This window comes from Edwardsiella anguillarum ET080813 (assembly GCF_000264765.2).
Taxonomy (GTDB): domain Bacteria; phylum Pseudomonadota; class Gammaproteobacteria; order Enterobacterales; family Enterobacteriaceae; genus Edwardsiella; species Edwardsiella anguillarum.
In genome coordinates, this window is the sequence record NZ_CP006664.1 from 1,904,254 (window position 1) to 1,920,700 (window position 16,447).

The window sequence follows — 16,447 nt, forward strand, 5'->3', positions numbered from 1 at the left end:
ATACGCTTTCCGATAACAATCGACGGCCGATTTAACGGCCGTTGGTTTTTTATCGGGGTGACTACGGGTAAGCTGGACGCTTGACCGTCGTATGAGGAGTAAGGGCGTGCTAGACAGCCTTATTCAAGGCACCATCGAGTTTGTCCGCCTGCATCAGGGCTGGGCGGTGCCGCTGGTATTTTTCCTGGCCTTTGGTGAATCGCTGGCCTTTATCTCCCTTTTACTGCCGGCGACGGTGATCCTCTTTGCGCTGAGCGCCCTGCTGGGTGAGGGCGGCGTTCCGTTTGTCCCTGTCTGGCTGGCGGCGGCGGTCGGCGCCTTTTTGGGCGACTGGCTTTCCTATTGGCTTGGCTACCATTATCAGCATCAGATCAGCCATATGTGGCCGCTGTCGCGTAGCCCGCAGATACTGCAGCGTGGACACCGTTACTTTGCGCGCTGGGGGTTTTGGGGGGTCTTCTTTGGTCGTTTCCTGGGGCCCCTGCGGGCCGCCGTGCCGCTGGTCGCCGGGATTTGCGCCATGCGGCAGCGCTATTTTCAGTTGGCCAACCTGCTGTCTGCGCTGATCTGGGGTGCGGGGATTCTGGCACCGGGCATGCTGGGCATCCGCTGGCTGGGCCAGTGGATCGGGTAACATTTTGCTGTGCGCCGTTTCGCATTCTGAACGGGTAATCTCTGGACATCCATACAGCTGCTGATTACCGTGTCGGGCAGGGATCTCACGGGGAGAGGCAGGGTGGAGAACGTAACGCTTTGGATACTGGCGGCATCGCTGGCCGGGATGGTTATCGGTTGGTTGGCGGCGGCCCTGCGGGCGCAGCAGGCGCGGGTTGCCCATGAGCAGGCGCTGGGCGCGCTGGATAGCCAGCTCGCCGCCGCCCAGGAGCGGATAGCCCAGCAGCGGCTGTGGCACGAAGAATGTGAGCGTCTAAACCAGGAACTACGCGCTCAGCGTGACGTCAATAGCGCCCAGGAGGCTGAGCTGCGCGAGGTGACGATCCGGCTGGAGGAGACGCGCATGGGCGCAGAAGAGAAGCAGCGTCTGCTGCTGAACGCGGAGCAGCGCCTGAATGTCCAGTTTGAGAATCTGGCTAACCGTATTTTTGAGCACAGCGGTCGGCGGGTCGAGGCGCAAAATCGGCAGAGTCTCGATGCCCTGCTGACGCCGCTGCGCGAACAGCTCGATGGCTTTCGCCGCCAGATCAACGAGAGCTTTGGCCAGGAGGCCCGCGAGCGTCACACCTTGACCCATGAGATTCGCAGCCTGCAGCAGATGAACGCCCAGATGGCGCGCGAGGCGCTTAACCTGACGCGTGCGCTGAAGGGGGACAACAAGATGCAGGGCAACTGGGGCGAGGTGGTGCTGAGCCGGGTGCTGGAGTCCTCCGGCCTGCGTGAGGGGCATGAATATCGCACTCAGGTCAGCGTGCAAACGGAGGAGAGCGGGCGCATGCAGCCGGATGTGGTGGTACACCTACCCCAGGGAAAAGATGTGGTGGTGGATGCCAAAATGTCGCTGGTGGCCTATGAGCGCTTTTTCAACGCGGAGGATGAGCACGAGCGTGAGCTGGCGCTGCAGCAGCATATTCTGTCGCTGCGGGCTCATATTCGCCAGCTGGGGCGTAAGGATTATCAGCGGCTACCCGGTCTGCGCACCCTGGACTATGTGCTGATGTTTATCCCCCTCGAGCCGGCCTTTCTGGCAGCGATCGAGCGCGATCCCGAGCTGATCAGTGAGGCGCTGCGTCACAATATTATGTTGGTAAGCCCGACTACATTGCTGGTGGCTTTGCGCACCATCAATAATTTATGGCGCTACGAGTACCAAAGTCAAAATGCACAAAAAATCGCTGATCGTGCCGCCAAGCTATACGATAAAGTGCGCTTGTTCGTCGATGATATGTCTACACTGGGGCAAAGTCTGGAGCGGGCCCAGTCAAGTTATCGCCAGGCGATGAACAAACTGAGCCACGGGCGTGGTAACCTGATAGGCCAAGTGGAAAGTTTTCGCGGGCTGGGCGTGGAGGTTAAACGTCCGATCAGCCCGGCGCTGGCACAAGAAGCCTGCCAGCCGCCACAGGACGGAGAGCCCGCAGCGGTATCCGGCGAGATGGTGGCGCATCATGGGACTCCCTCTGTGCAGTAAGGGCCCGTGCCGTCCGCGCTCCACCCTATCGTTGACACTGTGTTGCCCGCAGAGGGCGACGTTGAGGCTTCCGCGCCGCATGCGGAGGCCATGCGACCACCAATTTTAGGCTAAGGAAAGAAATGGTAGATCAAACGCCGGAAACCACTCACTTTGGTTACAAGACCGTCGCCGCCGCCGATAAGGCGGGGAAAGTAGCGCAGGTGTTTCACTCCGTGGCGGGCAAGTACGACCTGATGAATGACCTGATGTCATTCGGTATTCACCGCCTGTGGAAACGCTTTACCATTGACTGCAGCGGCGTACGACAGGGGCAGCGCGTTCTCGATCTGGCCGGGGGTACCGGCGATTTGGCCGCCAAGTTCTCGCGTATGGTCGGCGAGCAGGGGGAAGTGGTACTGGCCGATATCAATGATTCGATGCTGAAGATCGGGCGGGAAAAGCTGCGCAACATGGGGATCGCCGGCAACCTGAACTACGTGCAGGCCAACGCGGAGGCGCTGCCGTTCCCTGAGAACTATTTCGACTGCATTACCATCGCCTTTGGCCTACGTAACGTGACGGACAAAGACAAGGCGCTGCGCTCCATGTTCCGGGTGCTGAAGCCGGGGGGACGTCTGCTGGTGCTGGAGTTTTCCAAGCCCCAGCTCGCCGCGTTGAGCAAGGCCTATGACGCCTACTCTTTCCATATTCTGCCGCGTATCGGTGAGATGGTGGCGAACGATGGCGACAGCTACCGCTATCTGGCGGAGTCCATCCGTATGCATCCGGATCAGGAGACCCTGAAGGGAATGATGGCGTCGGCCGGATTTGAAAATACCACCTACGATAACCTGACCGGCGGTATCGTGGCTCTGCACCGTGGCTACAAATTTTAATCTGAAGGAATCGGCATGCTGACCCCTTTGTGCACGGCGCTGCTGGAAACGGCGCTGAATGCTGCGCTGTATCGGGATCGCGCGCTTCAGTCTGCCCGCCAGCGTCTGGCTGGCCGGGTGCTGCAGATTTCGCTGGCGGAGCTGGAGGATCCTTTTTTCCTGATCTTTAGCCAGCGCCAGGTCGATGTGCTGGCCCTCTGGGAGGGCGCCGTCGATTGTCAGGTGACGACGCGGCTGTCCGTGCTGTCCCAGCTGCGCGACCGCCGCCAGCTGGCGGCGCTGATGCAGCGCGGTGAGCTGCGCGTCGATGGCGATATTCAGGTCGTGCAGCAGCTGGTTACTCTGCTGGATTTGGCCGAGTGGGCGCCGGCTGAGCTGCTGGCACCCTATACCGGTGATATTGTGGCACAGGGGCTGTGCTCCGCCGCTCAGCGGGGCGGGCGTGCCCTGCAGGGATCCCTGCGGCGTCAGCGCCACTACGCGCGCGATGCGCTGATTGAGGAGTGGCGTTTAGCGCCCGGTACGCTGGAGTTTACCTGGTTTCAGGAGGAGGTCGCTGCCCTGCAACGCCAGGCGTCGGCGTTTGAACAGCGTCTTGCCCGACTGGAGAAATGTGTATGACGCCCAGCGAACTGCGCCGACTTTGCCTGATTATTCGGGTTTTTCTCGCCTATGGCCTGGATGAACTGATCCCCCCAATGCGGATTACCCTGCCGCTGCGTATCGGGCGTCGCTGCCTATTCTGGATGCGTAACCGTCACAGGGACAAGCCGCTGGGAGAGCGGTTGCGCCTAGCGTTGCAGACACTGGGACCCGTGTGGATCAAGTTTGGCCAGATGTTGTCGACCCGGCGCGATCTGTTTGCGCCGGCCATCGCCGATCAGCTCGCGCTGCTGCAGGATCGAGTTGCTCCGTTTGACGGTGCGCTGGCGCGGCGGCAGATTGAGGCCGCGCTGGGAGGGCCTCTGGAACAGTGGTTTGACGACTTTGACAGCCAGGCGCTGGCGTCGGCCTCCATTGCGCAGGTGCATACCGCGACGCTGCGTGAGAATGGCCGAGAGGTGGTGCTTAAGGTGATCCGCCCCGACATTCAGCCGATTATCCGGGCGGATGTGCGCCTGATGTACCGGCTGGCGGGATGGGTGCCTAAGCTGCTGCCTGACGGGCGCCGACTGCGGCCGCGCGAGGTCGTTCGCGAGTACGAAAAGACCCTGCTGGATGAGCTGAATCTGCTGCGCGAGGCGGCGAATGCGATCCAGCTGCGGCGTAACTTCGATGCCAGTCCGATGCTGTATGTGCCGGAGGTGTTTTCCGACTACTGCCGTGAGTCGGTACTGGTGATGGAGCGGATTTACGGGGTGCCGGTATCCGATATCGCGGCGCTACACGCGCAGAACACCAATATGAAGCTGTTGGCTGAGCGTGGGGTGCAGGTCTTTTTTACCCAGGTGTTTCGCGACAGCTTCTTCCATGCCGATATGCATCCGGGCAATATCTTTGTCAGCTATGAACACCCGCAGGATCCGCAGTATATCGGGATTGACTGCGGCATTGTCGGCAGCCTGAACAAGGCGGACAAGCGCTATTTGGCTGAAAACTTTATTGCCTTCTTCAACCGGGATTACCGTAAGGTTGCAGAGCTGCACGTCGACTCGGGCTGGGTACCGCCGGATACCAATGTTGAAGAGTTCGAGTTTGCTATCCGCACCGTATGTGAGCCGATCTTTGAGAAGCCGCTGGATCAGATTTCGTTTGGCCACGTGCTGCTCAACCTGTTCAATACCGCACGGCGTTTTAATATGGAGGTTCAGCCTCAGCTGGTGCTCCTGCAGAAAACGCTGCTGTACGTCGAGGGGCTGGGGCGTCAGCTGTATCCGCAGCTGGATCTGTGGACCACGGCCAAACCCTTCTTGGAGAACTGGCTGCACGATCAGGTCGGACTGCCGGCGCTGATGCGGGCGCTGAAGGCTAAGGCGCCCTACTGGAGCGAGAAGCTGCCGGAGCTGCCGGAGCTGCTGTATGACAGCCTGCAGCAGCAGCGTCGCCTACAGCACAGCATGGATAGCATGACGCACCGCCTGGGACAGCAGGGCAACAGACAGGGACGCGCGCGCTATCTGTTCGGTATTGGCGCAACCCTGTTGCTCAGTGGTACCATCCTGACCATGGCGAATATTGCGCTCTGGCCGATAGGGCTGTATGTTGCTGGAGTCGTGATCTGGCTCGCAGGCTGGCGTTATACCCGGTGATCCATACCCCGAATTAGGGAGATGTCGAAGGCCGAAAGGCGTTCAAAATGACGATGTGTACCGTATAATGCGGCGTCACGAATATAACCCCTTGCGATAGAGGTGAGTAAAAATGGGCGGTATCAGCATTTGGCAGTTGTTGATTATTGCAGTGATCGTGGTGTTGCTGTTTGGCACCAATAAGCTGCGTACTCTGGGTTCGGATCTGGGCGCATCGATCAAAGGCTTTAAGAAAGCCATTGGCGATGAAGAAAAAACGCCTCCCTCCACCAATGCAAACAGCAGTGCGGCACCTCAGGATGCAGATTTCAAATCGATCGTTGAGCAGCAGCCTGAAGTGAAGAAAGAAGAGTCCAAGAGTCAGAATAAAGAGCAGGTGTAAACCGTGTTTGACATCGGATTTAGTGAACTGCTGCTGGTAATGGTCATCGGCCTGGTGGTGCTTGGGCCGGAACGGTTGCCGGTAGCGGTGCGTACGGTGGCGGGATGGATCAGGGCGCTGCGCTCGTTGGCAACGTCGGTTCAGAACGAACTGTCGCAAGAATTGAAGCTGCAGGAGTTGCAGGACAGTCTCAAGAAGGCCGAATCGGCCGGCTTGCAGAATTTGACGCCGGAGCTGAAGGCCTCCATGGATGAACTGAAGCAGGCGGCCGAATCAATGAAACGCAGTTATCATTCAGAGATCACTGGATCCGATACGGAAAAGGAGCCTTCGGCGGCGGAAACGATCCCTCATGCGGATATGCCCAAGCCGGAGGCTGACGCAGCGCTCGCGCCGCGTCAGAGCGCGGTGCAGGAAGCACCGGCTGCGCAGGCCGCCCCCTCCACCCACGCCGATGCCGTGACTGCCAGCGCGCAGCCCGCATCTTCTCCTTCCACCTCTCACGATAGTGCGCAGCATGGCCGTTGAAGATACCCAGCCGTTGATTAGTCATTTGATCGAGCTGCGTAAGCGGCTGTTGAATGCAATTATTTGTATCCTGGTGGTATTCCTGGCATTGGTCTACTTTGCCAACGATATCTACCATCTGGTTTCTGCCCCGTTGATCAATCAGCTGCCGCACGGTGCCAGCATGATCGCGACCGACGTGGCGTCCCCCTTCTTTACGCCGATTAAGCTGACCATGATTGTGTCAGTTTTTGTCTCCGCGCCGTTTATCCTGTATCAGGTCTGGGCCTTTGTGGCGCCGGCGCTGTACAAGCATGAGCGCCGGATGCTGACGCCGCTGCTGGTCTCCAGTACGCTGCTGTTCTATATCGGCATGGCGTTTGCTTATTTTGTGGTCTTTCCGCTGGCGTTTGGCTTTTTTGCCAAAACCGCGCCAGCCGGGGTGACGATTGCTACCGATATCAATAACTACCTCGACTTTGTCATGGCGCTGTTTATGGCGTTTGGCGTCTCGTTTGAGGTGCCGGTTGCTATCATTCTGCTGTGCTGGACCGGCGTGACCACCCCGGCAGAGCTGAAGAAAAAGCGGCCCTACGTTATCGTCGGCGCCTTCGTCGTTGGTATGCTGCTGACGCCACCGGACGTATTTTCGCAGACGCTGCTGGCGATCCCGATGTGTCTGCTGTTTGAAGTCGGCGTCTTCTTCGCTCGCTTCTATGTCGGCAAGCGCCGTCGCGATCCGGAAGAAGAGGACGAAGACGAAGCGTCACACGATGAAGAGCAGCCCAAAGCGAGCTGATTCTCCCTTCACTTCACAGGCCGCCCTTGGGGCGGCCTGTGTGTTTTGGCGGGGACGCAGGCGATGGCTCTTGTTGTCTCGGTGCCGATGTGCAGCTACGCTGCTGGAATGAGCCGTCGTGGATGCCACCTCCGTGGCGGAGTGGCGCTCTTAGCATTAGGAGGAGTAGACCGATGCTGGATATCGGTGTCAATCTGACCAACGGCCAGTTTAGTGGCGATGTGCCGCAGGTGGTTGCCCGGGCGCGTCAGGCGGGATTAAATGGTATGATAATTACCGGTACTAGCCTGACGGAAAGCGCGCAGGCCCTGCGTCTGGCACAGGCATATCCTGACTTTTGCTGGGCGACGGCCGGCGTGCATCCCCACGATGCCCATTGCTGGAGCGAAAACAGCGCCGCCGATCTTGAGCCGCTGCTGAGTTCGTCGGCGGTCGTTGCCGTCGGCGAGTGCGGGTTGGATTTTGCCCGTAACTTCTCGACGCCGGCGCAGCAGGAGGTGGCCTTTGAGGCGCAGTTAGCGCTGGCAGCCCGGATCGGGAAACCCGTATTCCTGCACTGCCGGGAGGCCCACGCGCGGTTTATCGCGCTATTGCGTCCCTGGCTGAGTCGTCTTCCCGGTGCCGTACTGCACTGTTTTACCGGTACCCGTGACGAGCTGGATGCATGCCTGTCGCTGGGGCTGTATATTGGCATTACCGGCTGGATCTGCGATGAACGGCGAGGCATGCCCCTGCGGGCGCTGCTGCCGCATATTCCCACTGATCGATTGCTGCTGGAGACGGATGCCCCTTATTTATTGCCGCGCGATATACAACCCAAACCGAAGTCGCGGCGTAATGAACCCTGCTTTTTGCCCCACATCGCGGAGCAGGCGGCCCGCTGGCGTCAACAGGATGCCCGCTGGCTGAAGCAGGTGACTGAAAACAATGCCCGCCAACTGTTTAGGCTGGCATAAGTAGAGGAGATTACCGTGAGCTATGCATTTCCAGGCGCCTTTCCGGGGCGCCGCCTGCGCCGTCTGCGCCGGCATGATTTTAGTCGCCGTCTGTGTGCCGAAAACGTGCTGACGGTTGACGATCTGATCTATCCGGTGTTTGTGATGGAGGGGAATAACCATCAGGAGGCGGTATCCTCCATGCCGGGAGTTCAGCGCATGACCATCGATGTCCTGGTTCGTGAGGCCGAGGCCGTCGCTAAGCTGGGCGTGCCGGTGCTGTCGCTGTTCCCGGTGGTCGGTACGGATAAAAAATCCCTGTATGCCGAAGAGGCGTACAGCAGCGATGGTTTGGTGCAGCGCGCGGTGCGGGCCCTGAAGGATGCGGTGCCTGAGCTTGGCATCTTAACCGACGTCGCACTGGATCCGTATACGACCCACGGTCAGGATGGCGTGATCGATGAGGACGGCTACGTCGTCAACGATATCACTAAAGAGATCCTGGTGCGTCAGGCCTTGTCCCATGCCGAGGCCGGCGCCGATATCGTGGCGCCGAGCGATATGATGGATGGCCGCATTGGCGCTATCCGCAGCATGCTGGAGAGCCAAAAGCTGGTCAACACCCAGATCATGGCTTACTCCGCGAAGTATGCCTCCTGCTACTACGGCCCATTCCGTGATGCACTGGGCTCCTCAGGGAACCTGAAGGGCGGCAACAAGAAGACCTATCAGATGGACCCGGCCAACGGTGATGAGGCGCTGCAGGAGGTGGCTCAGGATCTGCAGGAGGGGGCCGATATGGTGATGGTTAAACCGGGTATGCCGTATCTGGACGTATTACGCCGGGTGAAAGATACCTTTGGCGTGCCGACCTTTGCCTATCAGGTCTCCGGTGAGTATGCCATGCATATGGCTGCGATCCAGAACGGTTGGCTGCAGGAGAAGCCGGCGATCATGGAGTCCCTGATCTGCTTCAAGCGTGCGGGCGCCGATGGCGTGCTGACCTATTTTGCCAAGCGTGTGGCGCAGTGGCTGCATGATGCGGAGATGACTCGCTGAGTCTTTCTGACGGCGATAAAGTAAAAAGCCCGCGGATGCGGGCTTTTTGTTGCCGATATATTCGGTCGACTCAAAGGATCTTTTCAAACGCGCTGTTACTCAGCGTATGGCTCACCTCTTGATTCAGCAGATTAAGCAGTAAAATGGCGCGCTTTTCCCCGTCGCTTTCGCGGTAAATCGCTTCCATGCCGCTGAAGGCTCCCTGGGTAATTCGCACCCTATCGCCGGGGATCGGCGTTTGCGGCGCGATCGCCATCGGCGCAGGTGCCATCATCAGCTGCTTAACGATACTAAAGGGCACGGTGGCGGGCAGCTTACCGAAGCGGACAAAGTGGCTAACGCCGCGGGTCGACTGTACCGTAGTGGTATGGATCCGCTCAGGATCCAGCTCAATAAACATGTAGTTGGGGAACATGGGTTCCTGCACCTGCGTGCGTTTGCCCCGTACGACCTTTTCCAGGGTGATCATGGGGATAACACAGGGGATCTCCTGACGCATCAGGTGCTCACGCGCCCGCGTTAACTGGCCCCGTTTGCAATACAACAAATACCAGGATTCCATACGTTCATACTCCTCTCATACCGCGCAGCCTAGCATATTCACGGCTGCCCGCAGAAGCGACGTGCGTCGGCATGTGCACATTTGCTCACCAACTGCGCGTTGTGACCTGCTTTTTTCCCCAGGGCCGGCATAAGATCACATCAATGAGCCGGATGTTTAGTTATAAAGGCCGGGAAAAATGACCGCGTATCGCCGGCGGGCACCATCGGGTGACGTTCGACGGCGGCTACGCACTACCTCGGGGGAGATCATGGAGTTATTTTTACTGAGTAATGGCAAAGTATCCGGTGAGTCTGAGCTGCTGGGCTATGCCAAAGGAATGATCCAGTCGATGCTGCTGGAGAAGAAGATCCGCCGGGCTCTGCTTATCCCATATGCCCTGATCCGCAGCAGCTATGATGCCCGTGCCGCTGAGCTGGAGCATTCGCTGGGAATTACCGTGGAGAGCATTCATCACCACGCCGATCCGGTCAAGGCGCTGGAAGAGGCGGAGTGTATCCTGATCAGCGGCGGTAATACCTGGGTGCTGAACCAGATGCTGCATGAGAATGGGCTGATCGTGCCGATCCAGCGTGCGGTACGTGAGCGCGGTATTCCCTATATTGGCTGGAGCGCCGGCTGTAACGTGGCTACGCCAAGCATCCGTACTACGAATGATATGCCGGTGCGTAACAGCGTGGTATTGCCATCGCTGGGGCTGTTTCCGGTGCAGATTAACCCGCACTATATCGATGCCCATCTCAGCGGACATATGGGGGAAACGCGCGATGAGCGTATCGCCGAATTCTGCGCCGTGAACCCCAGCGAGTCCGTAATCGCCCTGCGCGAAGGCAGCCTGCTGCACGTCAGCGGTGAAACCCTGCAGTATTACAGCGCCAAAGCGCAGGGCTACAAGGTCTTTCGCCACGGCGAGGAGACACGCGAGTACCATGATACGCAGGCTTTAGCTGCGCTGGTGCCGTTCCACTGCCGTTAAACGGGCGCTGCGAGCGACGCATTTCTTGCCGTATGAGTTACTCGATTGTAACAAAAGTACAGCAAGTCGGGTGAAGAACGCTTATAATGGGTTCTTCACCCGAATCGATAAGAATGCTATGAAATACCGTGACTTGCGTGAGTTCATTGCCTTGCTTGAACAGCGGGGTGAATTAAAGCGTATCCAACAGTCCATCGATCCCTATCTGGAAATGACCGAGATTGCCGATCGCACCCTGCGCGCCGGTGGCCCGGCGCTGCTGTTCGAAAATCCCAAAGGCTACGATATTCCCGTGCTGTGTAACCTATTCGGTACGCCACAGCGGGTGGCTCTGGGCATGGGGCAGGAGGAGGTTGGTGCGCTGCGTGATGTCGGTAAGCTGCTGGCTTTTCTGAAGGAACCGGATCCGCCGAAAGGGTTTCGCGACCTGGTGGAGAAGCTGCCGCAGTTTAAGCAGATCTTAAATATGCCGACCAAGCGTCTGTCCAAGGCGCCCTGTCAGGAGCGGGTACTCCAAGGCGACGATGTCGACCTGGCCACGCTGCCGGTGATGCACTGTTGGCCGCAGGATGTTGCCCCGCTGGTCTCCTGGGGGTTAACGGTGACCCGAGGCCCCTGTAAGTCGCGTCAAAACCTGGGGATCTATCGCCAGCAGGTACTGGGTAAAAATAAGCTCATCATGCGTTGGTTGTCCCATCGCGGCGGCGCGCTCGATTTTCAGGAGTGGTGCCAGGCGCATCCCGGTGAGCGCTTTCCTGTGGCGGTGGCGCTCGGCGCCGATCCGGCCACGCTGCTCGCGGCGGTTACGCCGGTGCCGGACTCGCTGTCGGAATACGCTTTCGCCGGGCTGCTGCGTGGTCATAAAAGCGAGGTCGTCAAATGCCTGTCCTGCGATTTAGAGGTTCCGGCCAGCGCCGAGATCGTCTTGGAAGGCTACATTGAACCGGGGGAGACGGCGCCAGAGGGCCCCTATGGCGACCATACCGGATACTATAATGAGGTGGAGCGCTTCCCGGTATTCACCGTGACTCACCTGACGCAGCGCGATCGGCCGATTTATCATTCGACCTATACCGGCCGCCCTCCCGATGAGCCAGCGGTGCTGGGGCTGGCGCTGAATGAGGTGTTCGTCCCTCTGCTGCAGAAGCAGTTTCCGGAGATCGTGGACTTTTATCTGCCGCCTGAGGGGTGCTCCTACCGTATGGCGGTGGTGACGATGAAGAAGCAGTATCCGGGACACGCCAAGCGGGTGATGATGGGGGTGTGGTCATTTCTGCGTCAATTTATGTACACCAAGTTTGTGATTGTCTGTGACGATGATATCAATGCCCGTGATTGGCAGGATGTGATCTGGGCGCTGACGACGCGAATGGACCCCGCGCGTGATACGCTGTTGATCGAGAATACCCCGATAGACTATCTGGACTTTGCCTCGCCGGTGTCTGGCCTGGGCTCGAAGATGGGGCTGGATGCGACGAACAAGTGGCCGGGAGAAACCCAGCGGGAGTGGGGGCATCCCATCGTGATGGATGAAGCCGTACGCGCGCGGGTAGATACCCTGTGGAATGAATTGGACATTTTTGCTAACGACAAGGATGCGCAGTGAGCCTGAGCGCTGCGCTAATGACCCAATAGAGTAATCACATGACAACGTTGAGCTGTAAAGTTACTTCAGTAGATGCCATCACGGATACCGTGTACCGCGTACGTTTGGTGCCGGAGCGTGCCGTCGATTTTCGCGCCGGTCAATACCTGATGGTCGTGATGGATGAGCGGGATAAGCGCCCGTTCTCTATGGCATCCACGCCGCTGCAGAGCGATTGTATTGAACTGCACATCGGCGCTTCGGAGCTTAATCTCTACGCCATGGCCGTCATGGATCGCATTCTGCAGGATCGCACGCTGTGCGTCGATATGCCTCATGGCGATGCCTGGCTGCGCGAAGACAGCCTGCGCCCGCTGGTACTGATCGCCGGCGGCACCGGTTTCTCCTATACCCGCTCGATTCTGCTGATGGCGCTGTCTCAGCAGCCGCAGCGGGAGATCTCTCTCTATTGGGGCGGACGCGAGCTGAAGCATCTGTATGATCTCAATGAGCTGTATGCGCTGAGTGCGCGCTATCCCCAACTGAAGATAATCCCGACCGTAGAGCAACCGGATGCCGATTGGCAAGGGCGGAGCGGCACGGTGATCAGCGCCGTGATGCAGGACTTTGGCTCATTGGCCCAGCACGATATCTATATCGCCGGACGTTTCGAGATGGCTAAGATTGCTCGGGAGCGCTTTTGTGCCGAGCGTGAGGCCAATCCAGAGCATATTTACGGCGATGCCTTTGCCTTTATCTGATGCGTGAGGCGCGGCGTCGTATCGTATGCATGGGGACGGCGCCGCGGCACTTAGCCCCCTGACCGCCTTACCGCCAAGGGGGAGTTTTGTGCAATACCCTGTGCTAAGATGACGCCAATCGACGTCTGTAAAGGGTAATGACATGGACACTCTGGCCTCACTCTATACGAAGCACCTCGCTACGCTGCAGCAGCGCGCGCGTACCATTCTGGAACGCCATCAGCTGGATGGGCTGCTGATTCACTCCGGTGAACCCATCGCGCGTTTCTTGGACGATCAGGATTACCCTTTCAAGATCAACCCGCATTTTAAAGCCTGGGTGCCGGTGACCCAGGTACCGAACTGCTGGCTGTGGATCGATGGCGTCAATAAGCCCAAGCTGTGGTTTTACTCTCCCCTGGATTATTGGCACAGCGTTTCGCCGTTGCCGCAGGCATTTTGGACCGAGCAGGTAGAGATGACGGCGCTGCGTCATGCCGATGATATCGCTGCCCTGCTGCCCGCCGCGCGCGGCAACGTCGCCTATATCGGGCCGAACGCTGAGCGGGCGCGCAGCCTTGGCATCGACGAGGCGCATCAGAACCCGCAGGCAGTGCTGAATTTCCTGCACTATCATCGCGCGTACAAGAGCGAGTATGAGCAGGCCTGTATGCGCGAGGCGCAGAAAATCGCCGTGGATGGCCACCAGGCCGCGTTGGAGGCCTTCCGCGCAGGAATGAGCGAGTTTGATATCAACCTCGCCTATCTGAGCGCGACCGGGCAGGGAGAGAATGACGTACCGTACGACAATATCATCGCCCTGAACCGGCATGCCGCGGTGCTGCACTATACGCACTTAGAGCGGCGTGCACCGTCTGAGATGCACAGTTTTCTGATCGATGCGGGAGCGGAGTTTCATGGCTATGCAGCCGACTTAACGCGTACCTATGCGGCAAACGGACAGAGCGACTTCGCCGCGCTGGTAGCAGAGGTGAACCAGGCTCAGCAGGCGTTAATTGCCACGCTGCAGACCGGCGTGCGTTATACCGACTACAATTTACAGTTCCATCAGCGTTTGGCTGCGATCCTGCGTCATCATCATATTCTGACCGGCATTAGCGATGAGGCGGCCGTCACCCAGGGGCTGACCACGCCGTTCCTGCCGCATGGGCTGGGGCACCCGCTTGGTCTGCAGGTGCATGATGTAGCAGGTTTTATGCAGGACGAGCTGGGGACGCAGATGGCGGCGCCGGATCGGTATCCCTATTTGCGCTGTACCCGAATCATGGAGCCGGGCATGGTAATGACCATTGAACCAGGCCTCTATTTTATCGATACGCTGCTCGCGCCTTGGCTCGAGGGTGAGTTTGGCCAGCACTTTAACCGTGGCCGTATTGACGCCCTGCGCCCCTATGGCGGCATTCGCATTGAGGATAATGTGATCTTCCATGCGCACGGCGTAGAAAATATGACGCGCGATCTGCATCTCGCCTGATGCCGCATCCGTACCCCGTTCCCGCGCAGCCCGTCAGCGTCTGTGAGGAGATCAAGAAAAGCCGCTTCATTACGCTGCTGGCTCACACGCCGGGGGTTGACGCGGCGAAGGCGTTCGTTCAGGAGACCCGACGGGCACACCCTGATGCACGCCATCACTGCTGGGCCTTCGTGGCCGGTGCGCCGGAGGATACCCAACGGCTGGGTTTTTCAGATGACGGTGAACCCTCCGGCACGGCGGGGAAACCCATGCTGGCTCAGCTGATGGGCAGCGGCGTAGGCGAGGTGTGTGCGGTCGTCGTGCGTTACTACGGCGGGATCAAGTTGGGCACCGGCGGATTGGTCAGGGCCTACGGCAGCGGAGTTCAGCAGGCGTTGCAGGCGCTGGTCCGTCGGCAAAAGGTGCCGATGGCAGCGTATACGCTGTGCTGTGACTATGCCCAACTGACGCTGGTGGAGGGGATTGTGGCGCAGGCGGGCGGTAGCGTGCTTGACAGCGCGTTTTCTGCTCAGGTGATGCTGCGGCTGAGCCTGCCACTTGGCCGTCAGGACGATGTGGATGAAAAATTGCGCAACGCCAGTCGTGGAACATTGCAATTACAGGCGACTTCGTAATAATCCGCGCTCTCCCGTTATTTAGTGCTTATTGAGCAAGGAATGTGTCCGGATGCATTTTCGCGCCATCATTCGAATCGTCGGCCTGCTGGTCATCCTGTTTTCCGGCACCATGTTTGTCCCCGGACTGGTGGCGCTGATCTACCGCGATGGCGCCGGGCGTGCGTTTGTCGAAACGTTTTTTGTCGCCCTCGGCATCGGTATGCTGCTGTGGTGGCCCCAGCGTAAACAGAAGCATGAGCTGAAGCCGCGCGAGGGGTTTCTGATCGTCGTGCTGTTTTGGACCGTGTTGGGCAGCGTCGGTGCGCTGCCGTTTCTGTTTTCAGAACGCCCGAATCTTAGCGTCACCGATGCGTTCTTCGAGTCGTTTTCCGGCTTGACCACGACCGGCGCCACAACGCTGGTCGGGCTAGACGCGCTGCCTAAGGCGATACTGTTCTATCGGCAGATGCTACAGTGGCTCGGCGGTATGGGGATCATTGTGCTGGCGGTGGCCATTCTGCCCATTCTTGGCGTCGGTGGCCTGCAGCTATACCGGGCCGAGATGCCGGGCCCCCTTAAAGATAACAAGATGCGCCCGCGTATTGCCGAAACGGCCAAAACGCTGTGGCTTATCTATGTCATGTTGACCATCGCCTGTGCTATCGCCCTGTGGGGGGCGGGAATGGATGTGTTTGACGCGATTTCGCACAGCTTTTCGACGATTGCCATCGGCGGGTTTTCAACCCATGACGCCAGCATCGGCTATTTCAACAGTCCGACCATTAATACCATCATCGCCGTTTTTCTGCTGATTTCCGGGTGTAACTTCAGCCTGCACTTTGCCTTTCTCAGTGGGCGCAGTCCCCGGGTGTATTGGCGCGATCCGGAGTTCAGGATGTTCATCGCCGTGCAGCTGACGCTGGTCAGCGTCTGTACGCTGGTCCTGTGGCTGCATAATGTATACGCCAGCGGATGGCAAACGCTCAATCAGGCCTTTTTCCAGGTGGTCTCGATGGCGACTACCGCCGGTTTCACCACCGACAGCATTGCCAAATGGCCGCTGTTTTTACCCGTGCTGCTGCTGTGCTCTGCGTTTATCGGGGGCTGCGCTGGCTCTACCGGCGGTGGGCTTAAGGTGATCCGTATTCTGCTGCTGTTCCTACAGGGGTCACGTGAGCTCAAGCGGCTGGTGCACCCCAATGCGGTATATACCATCAAGCTGGGAAATCGCGCCCTGCCGGAGCGGATTCTGGAGGCCGTCTGGGGATTCTTTTCAGCCTATGCGCTAGTGTTTATCATCAGCATGCTGGCGATCATTGCGACCGGAGTCGACGATTTCTCTGCCTTTGCGGCGGTGGTCGCAACCTTAAATAACCTTGGCCCCGGGCTGGGGGTCGTGGCGGATAACTTCACCTCAATGAATGATGTCGCTAAATGGATCTTGGTGGTGACCATGCTATTTGGCCGTCTGGAGGTGTTTACATTATTGGTGCTGTTTACGCCAACTTTTTGGCGCAACTGACGGAATAGGGATCAAC

The 16,447-nt window shown here is 58.7% G+C and carries 17 protein-coding genes; 16 read left to right on the forward strand and 1 reads right to left on the reverse strand.

All coding sequences use genetic code 11. The annotated features are described in order from the left end of the window. Positions 1-91: 91 nt before the first annotated feature. The 10 genes from ETEE_RS08565 (at position 92) to hemB (ending at position 8,955) form a co-directional block, all read left to right on the forward strand. Positions 92-634 (forward strand): DedA family protein, encoded by a 543-nt coding sequence (locus tag ETEE_RS08565; RefSeq protein WP_045426466.1) that lies wholly within the window; start codon positions 92-94, stop codon positions 632-634. A 147-nt stretch (positions 635-781) separates the two neighbouring features. Beyond that, entirely contained in the window at positions 782-2,146 is a 1,365-nt protein-coding gene (gene rmuC, locus ETEE_RS08570) for a DNA recombination protein RmuC (protein WP_071844210.1), read from the forward strand. Between the two features lie 122 nt (positions 2,147-2,268). Beyond that, positions 2,269-3,024 carry a bifunctional demethylmenaquinone methyltransferase/2-methoxy-6-polyprenyl-1,4-benzoquinol methylase UbiE gene (ubiE, locus tag ETEE_RS08575; protein WP_034164573.1) on the forward strand — a complete coding sequence of 252 codons (756 nt, stop codon included), beginning with the start codon at positions 2,269-2,271 and terminating at the stop codon, positions 3,022-3,024. A 15-nt stretch (positions 3,025-3,039) separates the two neighbouring features. Continuing rightward, a complete protein-coding gene (ubiJ, locus tag ETEE_RS08580) occupies positions 3,040-3,645 on the forward strand; it encodes a ubiquinone biosynthesis protein UbiJ (protein ID WP_034164574.1) in 606 nt (201 codons plus the stop codon). Beyond that, positions 3,642-5,273 (forward strand): ubiquinone biosynthesis regulatory protein kinase UbiB, encoded by a 1,632-nt coding sequence (ubiB, locus tag ETEE_RS08585; protein WP_034164575.1) that lies wholly within the window; start codon positions 3,642-3,644, stop codon positions 5,271-5,273. Before ubiJ ends, ubiB begins: the two co-directional genes overlap by 4 nt. 112 nt (positions 5,274-5,385) lie before the next feature. Continuing rightward, complete coding sequence (tatA, locus tag ETEE_RS08590) at positions 5,386-5,655, forward strand: Sec-independent protein translocase subunit TatA (protein WP_012847030.1); 270 nt, start codon at positions 5,386-5,388, stop codon at positions 5,653-5,655. Positions 5,656-5,658: 3 nt separating this feature from the next. Next, entirely contained in the window at positions 5,659-6,183 is a 525-nt protein-coding gene (gene tatB, locus ETEE_RS08595; protein ID WP_034164576.1) for a Sec-independent protein translocase protein TatB, read from the forward strand. Beyond that, positions 6,173-6,961 carry a Sec-independent protein translocase subunit TatC gene (gene tatC, locus ETEE_RS08600; protein WP_034164577.1) on the forward strand — a complete coding sequence of 263 codons (789 nt, stop codon included), beginning with the start codon at positions 6,173-6,175 and terminating at the stop codon, positions 6,959-6,961. Before tatB ends, tatC begins: the two co-directional genes overlap by 11 nt. Before the next feature lie 173 nt (positions 6,962-7,134). Continuing rightward, entirely contained in the window at positions 7,135-7,917 is a 783-nt protein-coding gene (gene tatD / locus ETEE_RS08605) for a 3'-5' ssDNA/RNA exonuclease TatD (protein WP_034164578.1), read from the forward strand. Between the two features lie 15 nt (positions 7,918-7,932). Continuing rightward, positions 7,933-8,955 (forward strand): porphobilinogen synthase, encoded by a 1,023-nt coding sequence (gene hemB, locus ETEE_RS08610; protein WP_012847034.1) that lies wholly within the window; start codon positions 7,933-7,935, stop codon positions 8,953-8,955. A 70-nt stretch (positions 8,956-9,025) separates the two neighbouring features. Here hemB and rfaH read toward each other — a convergent pair whose 3' ends face one another. Further along, entirely contained in the window at positions 9,026-9,517 is a 492-nt protein-coding gene (rfaH, locus tag ETEE_RS08615) for a transcription/translation regulatory transformer protein RfaH (protein WP_034164579.1), read from the reverse strand. A 250-nt stretch (positions 9,518-9,767) separates the two neighbouring features. Here rfaH and pepE point away from each other — a divergent pair, with 250 nt between their 5' ends. The 6 genes from pepE to trkH all read left to right on the forward strand — a co-directional run bounded on the left by pepE (position 9,768) and on the right by trkH (position 16,431). Next, positions 9,768-10,493, forward strand: coding sequence for a dipeptidase PepE (gene pepE, locus ETEE_RS08620; RefSeq protein ID WP_015869620.1), 726 nt, complete (start codon positions 9,768-9,770; stop codon positions 10,491-10,493). Positions 10,494-10,611: 118 nt separating this feature from the next. Then, positions 10,612-12,099: a 4-hydroxy-3-polyprenylbenzoate decarboxylase gene (ubiD, locus tag ETEE_RS08625; protein WP_034164580.1), complete on the forward strand. Its 1,488-nt coding sequence runs from the start codon at positions 10,612-10,614 to the stop codon at positions 12,097-12,099. 38 nt (positions 12,100-12,137) lie between these two features. Next, the gene (gene fre, locus ETEE_RS08630) at positions 12,138-12,839 is read left to right on the forward strand and encodes an NAD(P)H-flavin reductase (protein ID WP_015869622.1); all 702 of its coding nucleotides are present in this window, start codon (positions 12,138-12,140) and stop codon (positions 12,837-12,839) included. A gap of 142 nt (positions 12,840-12,981) precedes the next feature. Continuing rightward, a complete protein-coding gene (gene pepQ, locus ETEE_RS08635) occupies positions 12,982-14,313 on the forward strand; it encodes a Xaa-Pro dipeptidase (protein ID WP_034164581.1) in 1,332 nt (443 codons plus the stop codon). Beyond that, the gene (locus tag ETEE_RS08640) at positions 14,313-14,927 is read left to right on the forward strand and encodes an IMPACT family protein (RefSeq protein ID WP_015869624.1); all 615 of its coding nucleotides are present in this window, start codon (positions 14,313-14,315) and stop codon (positions 14,925-14,927) included. The genes pepQ and ETEE_RS08640 overlap by 1 nt, the downstream gene beginning before the upstream one ends. Positions 14,928-14,979: 52 nt before the next feature. Further along, positions 14,980-16,431, forward strand: coding sequence for a Trk system potassium transporter TrkH (gene trkH / locus ETEE_RS08645; RefSeq protein WP_012847041.1), 1,452 nt, complete (start codon positions 14,980-14,982; stop codon positions 16,429-16,431). Positions 16,432-16,447: the final 16 nt, after the last annotated feature.

Bases quoted from the DNA above. Each gene is read 5' to 3' on its own strand.
- ETEE_RS08565 (WP_045426466.1), top strand. From the start codon at position 92: ATGAGGAGTAAGGGCGTGCTAGACAGCCTTATTCAAGGCACCATCGAG.
- rmuC (WP_071844210.1), top strand. From the start codon at position 782: ATGGTTATCGGTTGGTTGGCGGCGGCCCTGCGGGCGCAGCAGGCGCGG.
- ubiE (WP_034164573.1), top strand. From the start codon at position 2,269: ATGGTAGATCAAACGCCGGAAACCACTCACTTTGGTTACAAGACCGTC.
- ubiJ (WP_034164574.1), top strand. From the start codon at position 3,040: ATGCTGACCCCTTTGTGCACGGCGCTGCTGGAAACGGCGCTGAATGCT.
- ubiB (WP_034164575.1), top strand. From the start codon at position 3,642: ATGACGCCCAGCGAACTGCGCCGACTTTGCCTGATTATTCGGGTTTTT.
- tatA (WP_012847030.1), top strand. From the start codon at position 5,386: ATGGGCGGTATCAGCATTTGGCAGTTGTTGATTATTGCAGTGATCGTG.
- tatC (WP_034164577.1), top strand. From the start codon at position 6,173: ATGGCCGTTGAAGATACCCAGCCGTTGATTAGTCATTTGATCGAGCTG.
- tatD (WP_034164578.1), top strand. From the start codon at position 7,135: ATGCTGGATATCGGTGTCAATCTGACCAACGGCCAGTTTAGTGGCGAT.
- rfaH (WP_034164579.1), bottom strand. From the start codon at position 9,517: ATGGAATCCTGGTATTTGTTGTATTGCAAACGGGGCCAGTTAACGCGG.
- pepE (WP_015869620.1), top strand. From the start codon at position 9,768: ATGGAGTTATTTTTACTGAGTAATGGCAAAGTATCCGGTGAGTCTGAG.
- ubiD (WP_034164580.1), top strand. From the start codon at position 10,612: ATGAAATACCGTGACTTGCGTGAGTTCATTGCCTTGCTTGAACAGCGG.
- fre (WP_015869622.1), top strand. From the start codon at position 12,138: ATGACAACGTTGAGCTGTAAAGTTACTTCAGTAGATGCCATCACGGAT.
- pepQ (WP_034164581.1), top strand. From the start codon at position 12,982: ATGGACACTCTGGCCTCACTCTATACGAAGCACCTCGCTACGCTGCAG.
- ETEE_RS08640 (WP_015869624.1), top strand. From the start codon at position 14,313: ATGCCGCATCCGTACCCCGTTCCCGCGCAGCCCGTCAGCGTCTGTGAG.
- trkH (WP_012847041.1), top strand. From the start codon at position 14,980: ATGCATTTTCGCGCCATCATTCGAATCGTCGGCCTGCTGGTCATCCTG.